The following is a 6060-nucleotide window of genomic DNA, read 5'->3' as shown; positions in this document are numbered from 1 at the left end:
CGATGTCCCGGCGGCGCCCGCCGCCGATACCGAGGTGGCGGCGCTCGGTTCCGCCGCCGCGCCGCGGGCGCTCGACCGGCCCGTGGCGGAGGAGCGCGCGCTGCCGGTGACGGAACCTGCGCCTGCGCCGCCCGCGCCCGCGGCCCCGGAAGCCGAGCCCGCCCCGGAAGACCCGGCAGACGACGCCACGGCACCCGCGCCGCCCGAGGCGCCCGCGACTCCGCCTCTGGCGCCGCCCGCGTCCGAAGCCCCGGCGCTGCCCGATATCGGCACGGCGCTGCCCGTCCTGCCACCCGCGGCAGAGTCCGCGCCCGACGCCGCGCCCGCGCCGCCCGTCGTCCAGAGCATCGCGCCCTCGGAGCCCGCGGCGCCGGTGATCCTGCGCCCGGGCAGCCAGCCCAGCCCCGGTTTCGCCGGGGCGGCGGGCGTTCGCGTCAACCGCCCGGGCAGCACCGAACCCGAGCCGGCGACCGCGGCCGACCCGCAGCCCGAGGAGCAGGCACAGCCGCTGCCGGCGCTGGTGGCGTATGCCGCGCCGTTCATGGCGCCGCCGGGGGCGCCGCTGCTGGCGGTGCTGCTGATGCAATCGGCCGACAGCCCGGTGATCCCGGCCGAGCTGCTGGCGGACCTGCCCTTCCCGGTGACGATCGCCATCGACCCGACGCTGCCCGATGCCGCCGCGACGGCCGAGCTGTATCGCGCGGCGGGGCAGGAGGTGGCGATCCTCGCCGCGCTGCCGCCGGGGGCGCAGCCGCAGGATATCGAGATCGCCTGGCAGGAATATCGCCGCCTGCTGCCCGAGGCGGTGGCGGTGGTGGACCTGCCCGATGCCGCCGTGCAGAACGACCGGGTGCTGGCGACGCAGCTGGTGGAACTGACCGGCGCGGCGGGGCAGGGGCTGCTGGTCTGGAACCGGGGTCTGGCCCCGGCGGCGCAGCTGGCCGATGCGGCGGGCGTGCCCGGGGCGCGGATCTACCGCGATCTCGATGCCGGCGGCGAAAGTGCCCCGGTCATCGGCCGCTATCTGGACCGCGCCGCCTTCGAGGCGTCGCGCACCGGCGCGGTGGTGGTGGCGGGCTCCACCCGGTCCGAAACGCTGGCGGCGCTGTTGGACTGGGCGCTGGCGCAAAGCCGGGCGGTGACGCTGGCGCCGGTATCGGCCGTGCTGATGCGGGACATGTAGCGGCCCGGCTCAGCCGTTCCCCTGCCGCACGAACAGGCCCGCATCCTCGGCCGCGCGCATCAGCGCCCGGCTCTTGTTGATGGTTTCCTGCCATTCGCCTTCGGGATCGCTGTCATAGACGACACCGCCCCCGGCCTGGATATAGAGCTTGCCGTCCTTCACCACCGCGGTCCGCAAGGCGATGCACATGTCCATCTCGCCATTGGCGGCGAAATAGCCCACGCCGCCGCCATAGATGCCGCGCTTTTCCGGCTCCAGCTCGTCGATGATCTCCATCGCGCGGACCTTGGGCGCGCCCGAGACGGTGCCCGCCGGCAGGCCCGCCAGCAGCGCCGACAGCGCATCCTCGCCCGGCGCGATCTCGCCCACCACGTTCGACACGATATGCATGACGTGGCTGTAGCGTTCGATCACGAATTTCTCGGTCGGGTGGACCGTCCCGACCTTCGCCACCCGCCCCACATCGTTGCGCCCGAGGTCGAGCAGCATCAGATGTTCGGCCAGTTCCTTGCGGTCGGCCAGCAGGTCTTCCTCCAGCGCGCGATCCTCGGCCGGGGTCGCGCCACGCTTGCGGGTGCCGGCGATGGGGCGGACCGTCACCTCGCCGCCACGCAGCCGGACGAGGATTTCCGGGCTGGCGCCGATGATCTGGAACCCGCCGAGGTTGAGGAAGAACATGAAGGGCGAGGGGTTCGTCCGGCGCAGCGAGCGGTAGAGCGCGAAGGGCGGCAGCGGAAAGTCCTGCGTCCAGCGCTGGCTCGGCACCACCTGGAAGATGTCGCCGGCGCGGATATAGTCCTTGGCCTTTTCCACCGCCGCCTTGTAGCCCTCATGGGTGAAGTTCGACACCGGCTGGCCCACCGCCGCCGCCTCGCCCAGGCTGCGGGTCGCGCCGCCCGCCTGGCGGTCGAGGTCGCGCACCGCGTCCATCACCCGTTCGGCGGCCTGCGCATAGGCCGCCCGCGCCGACAGGCCCGACGAGACCCAGGCGGGGGATACCACTGTCACCTCGCCCTTCACCCCGTCCAGCACCGCCACCACCGAGGGGCGCAGCAGCATCGCGTCGGGCACGTCCAGCGGGTCGGGGCCGACATCCGGCAGATGTTCGACGAGCCGGATCATGTCATAGCCGAGATAGCCGAACAGCCCCGCAGCGATGGGCGGAATGCCGTCCGGCATGTCCAGATGCACCTCGGCCAGAAGCTTGCGCAATTCGTCCAGCGGATGGCCCGGCAGGTCGGCGAAGGCCTGCGCATCGAACCGCGCCTCGCGGTTCAGCCGGCTGGTGGTGCCGCGGCAGTCCCAGATCAGGTCGGGCTTCATCCCCACCACCGAATAGCGGCCCCGCACCTCGCCCCCGGTCACGCTTTCCAGCATGAAGGACAAGGGCCCCGCCTCGGCCAGCTTCAGCATCAGCGACACCGGCGTGTCGAGGTCGGCGGCCAGACGGCACCAGACCAGCTGGTTCTTCCCTGCCTGATATCCGGCTTCGAATTCGGCGAAGGAAGGGGAAAGCGTCACGTCCGGTCCTCGGGGATGGGGCAGGGAAAGGGGTCGGGAAGGGGCGGCGCGGATCAGGGGATCTGCGCGTGCACGGCGTTGATCGCGGCCTGATCCAGCCGGATCGGCAGGCCGGATTCCACCGCCGTCACGAACAGGTCGAGCGAATCCTGCGCCAGGCTCTGGCGGGCCTGATTGGCGATGGCGGTGCGCAGCTGGCCCTCCGTCTCGCCGCCGGCCGGCGCGATGGCCGTCAGCAGCACGACATGGGCCTGCGGCTCCACCGGGGTGCCGGTCTCGCCCGGCACCGGGATCTGACCGGCGATGGCGCGGGCCTCGCCCTCGGCCATGGCGAAGACCTGGTCCAGCCCGCCGGGGGGCAGTTCCTCGACGAAGGCGTCGCGGGTGACCGGGCCGCGATCTTCGGCGGTCAGTCCCCGCTCGGCCAGCGCGGCGGCGGGGTCGGGCGCGGCGGCGACGGTCTCGGCCTCGGCCAGCAGGCGGCGGGCGGTCTCGGCCTCGGTCCACAGCGTCACCGCCAGATCGCGGACCTCGTCCAGCGGGCGCACTGCCGGGGGGCGGATCTCGTCCAGCCGCAGCGCGAAGAGCCCGCCATCCTCCAGCTGCGCCAGCGCCGGAAAGTCGCCTTCCGTCGCGGCCAGCGCCGCCTCGCGGAAGGCGGCATATGCGGCGATGCCCTCGCCCCCGCCCTCGGCCGTGACATCGACGGTGCCGAACTCCATGCCCGCCTCGTCGGCCAGCTGTTCCAACGTCGCGCCGCCGGCCAGCAGGTCGTCCAGCTCCTGCGCGCGGTCCGCCACCATCCGCCGGGCGCGGTCGATGGCCACCTCTTCTGTCAGGGTCTCGCGCGCCTCCTCGAAGGGTACGTCCTGCGGCAGCAGGATCGCGTTCATCGCATAGAGCGCGGGGCCGAGATCCGAGGGCAGCGGCCCGGCGATCCCCGGCGCCTCGAGCGCGAAGACGCCTTCGCCCGCCGCACCCAGTTCGGCCTCGGTCACCTCGCCCAGATCGACATCCTCCAGCGTCAGGCCGCGGGCATTGACCAGATCCTCGAAGCTGATCTCGCCCGACTCGACGCGGGCCCGGGCGGCGGCGGCCTCGTCCTCGGTGCCGAAGACCAGCCGCTCCACCATCCGCCGTTCGGGCTGCTGGAATTCGTCGATGCGGGCGTCATAGGCCTCGCGCAGCGCCGCCTCGTCCAGCTGCACCTCGTCCAGCACCATTTCCGGCGACAGCCAGGCATAGGACACGACCCGGGTTTCGGGCGCGGTGAAGGGTTCGGGCGTCTCGGCATGGAAGGCGGTCAGCTGTTCCTCGGTGGGCGCGGGCACGGGCTCGGTCAGGGCCGCGGGCGTCAGCGTGGCGATGCGGAAGCTGCGCGTCTCGCCCTGCCAGTCGGCCAGCGCGTCGACGAAGGCCGCGGGCGCGGCGGTGCCGCCGGTCACGGCCGCCTGCAGCAGCACCCGCGCGGATTCGTCCCGCAGCTTCTGTTCGAACTCGCCCTCGGTCATGCCCTGCTGGCGCAGCGCCATGCGATAGGCCTCGCGGTCGAACTGGCCGTCGAGCCCCTGGAAGGCGCCGATCGCCAGCACCTGGTCGCGGACCTGCGCATCGCCCGCCGACAGGCCCGCCGCATCCGCCTCGGCATCGAGCGCGGCCTCGGCGATCAGCCGCTGCCGCACCGAGGTGTCGAGCCCGAGCGCGGCGGCCTGCTGCAGGGTGACGGGCTGGCCCACCTGTGCCGTCAGCGCCCGCAATTCGGTCTGCAGGGCGCGGGCGTAATCCTCGACGGTGATCTCGCGGTCGCCGACGCGGGCCACGGCATCGACCGAGCCGCCGAAGTTGGTGACGCCGAAACCGCCGAGGCCGATGATCAACATCGCCACCAGCAGCCAGACGACCGTGCTCGCCCCCCTGCGTCCCACACCCTTTGCCATGGCCAGCCCCCCGTTGCCGCAACCGTCCCGCACCCGTCGTCAGGGCTGTTTAGGGCCTCGACCGGGGCGGGGCAAGGGGCGGGGGAGGGCGCCTAGACCGGCAGGGACGACAGCCGGTCGAAGAGCGCGGCGATCCCCGCGCGGTCGATATTGGCGAAGGCGATGCGCAACTGCCGGGCGCCGGCGGGGTCGTCCGCGGGCATGAACATGGTGCCGGGCAGGGTCAGCACCCCCGCCTCGCGCACCAGCCGGCGGGCGAGATCGGGCGCGGGCATGGCCGAGGGATGCTCGACATAGGCGAAATAGGCGCCGCAGCCCAGCAGGCGCCAGTCCTCGAGCCGCGCGAAGCCCTGGACCATCGCCGCCCGGCGCGACAGGATCTCGTCCCGCTCGCCGGCCACCCAGTCGCCAAGGTGGCGCATGCCCCACAGCGCGCCGATCTGCCCCAGCTGGCCCGGGCAGATCGCCACGGTGTCGAGGAACTTCTCCACCTCGGCCAGACGCGCGGCGCCCGCGACCAGCGCCCCCACCCGGTGCCCGGTCAGCCGGTAGGCCTTGGAGAAGCTGTAAAGCTGGATCAGCGTGTCCGACCAGTCCGGGTCGGCGAAGAGATCGTGCGCGCCGCCGCGCCCGTCGGTCCGGCTGTCGAAGTCGCGGTAGGTCTCGTCGAGGATCAGCGCGATGCCCCGCGACCGCGCGAGGTCGCGGAAGGCGCGCAGCAGCGCGGCCGGGTATTCGACGCCGCCGGGATTGTTCGGGCTGACCAGCACGATGGCGCGGGTGCGCGGGCCGATCAGCGCCGCCGCCGCATCCGGGTCCGGCATCAGCGTGGGACCGGTGGCCAGCGGCACCGCCGCCACCCCCTGCATGTCCAGCCACATCTTGTGGTTGAAATACCAGGGCGTCGGCAGGATCACCTGATCGCCCGCCCCGGCCAGCGTCGCCACCGCCGCGCAGAAGGCCTGGTTGCAGCCCTGGGTGATCGCCACCTGGTCCGGCGCGACCGCGCCGCCATAGGCGCGCGACCATTGCCCCGCCACCTCGGCGCGCAGCGCGGGCAGCCCCAGCACCGGACCGTAGAGATGCGCGGCCGGATCCTCCAGCGCCGCGCGGGCGATGGCCTCGCGCAGCGCCAGCGGCGGCGGGTCCACCGGTGCGGCCTGGCTGACATTGATCAGCGGCCGGTCGGGCGGGAAGACGATGCCGTCGAGCCAGCGCCGCGCCTCCATCACCGGGGGCAGGAAGGTCGCGGCCATCGCCGGGTTGAGGGGGGCCGGGTTGAGGGGGGCCGGGTTGAGGGGAGCCGGGTTCAGGGGAAGGGTCATCGGGGCCTCCGCCGGGGGCAGGCGGGGCGCGCCTGCGGCTTCTTGTCGGTCGAAATATCCCGGGGGGCGGCGGCCGCAGCCGGCGGGGGGCAGC

At 73.3% G+C, this 6060-nt stretch carries 4 protein-coding genes; 1 reads left to right on the top strand and 3 read right to left on the bottom strand.

Translation table 11 applies throughout. From position 1 onward, the window contains the following. The coding region (locus tag EEY80_RS11255; RefSeq protein WP_126976655.1) for a divergent polysaccharide deacetylase family protein at nt 1-1183 on the top strand (1183 nt) is incomplete at its 5' end. A 9-nt stretch (nt 1184-1192) separates the two neighbouring features. On the opposite strand, the gene trpE is transcribed toward EEY80_RS11255, so the two are convergent. The 3 genes from trpE to EEY80_RS11240 form a co-directional block, all read right to left on the bottom strand. Further along, a complete protein-coding gene (gene trpE, locus EEY80_RS11250) occupies nt 1193-2704 on the bottom strand; it encodes an anthranilate synthase component I (protein WP_126976654.1) in 1512 nt (503 codons plus the stop codon). Nucleotides 2705-2757: 53 nt separating this feature from the next. After that, nucleotides 2758-4641 carry a peptidylprolyl isomerase gene (locus tag EEY80_RS11245; protein WP_126976653.1) on the bottom strand — a complete coding sequence of 628 codons (1884 nt, stop codon included), beginning with the start codon at nt 4639-4641 and terminating at the stop codon, nt 2758-2760. Between the two features lie 92 nt (nt 4642-4733). Next, nucleotides 4734-5966: an aminotransferase gene (locus tag EEY80_RS11240; protein WP_126976652.1), complete on the bottom strand. Its 1233-nt coding sequence runs from the start codon at nt 5964-5966 to the stop codon at nt 4734-4736. Nucleotides 5967-6060 lie beyond the last annotated feature (94 nt).

Source organism: Frigidibacter oleivorans (assembly GCF_003993775.1).
Classification (GTDB): Bacteria; Pseudomonadota; Alphaproteobacteria; order Rhodobacterales; family Rhodobacteraceae; genus Frigidibacter; species Frigidibacter oleivorans.
Note: the sequence above shows the minus strand (reverse complement) of the source record. Positions and strands in the feature narration are given on the sequence as shown.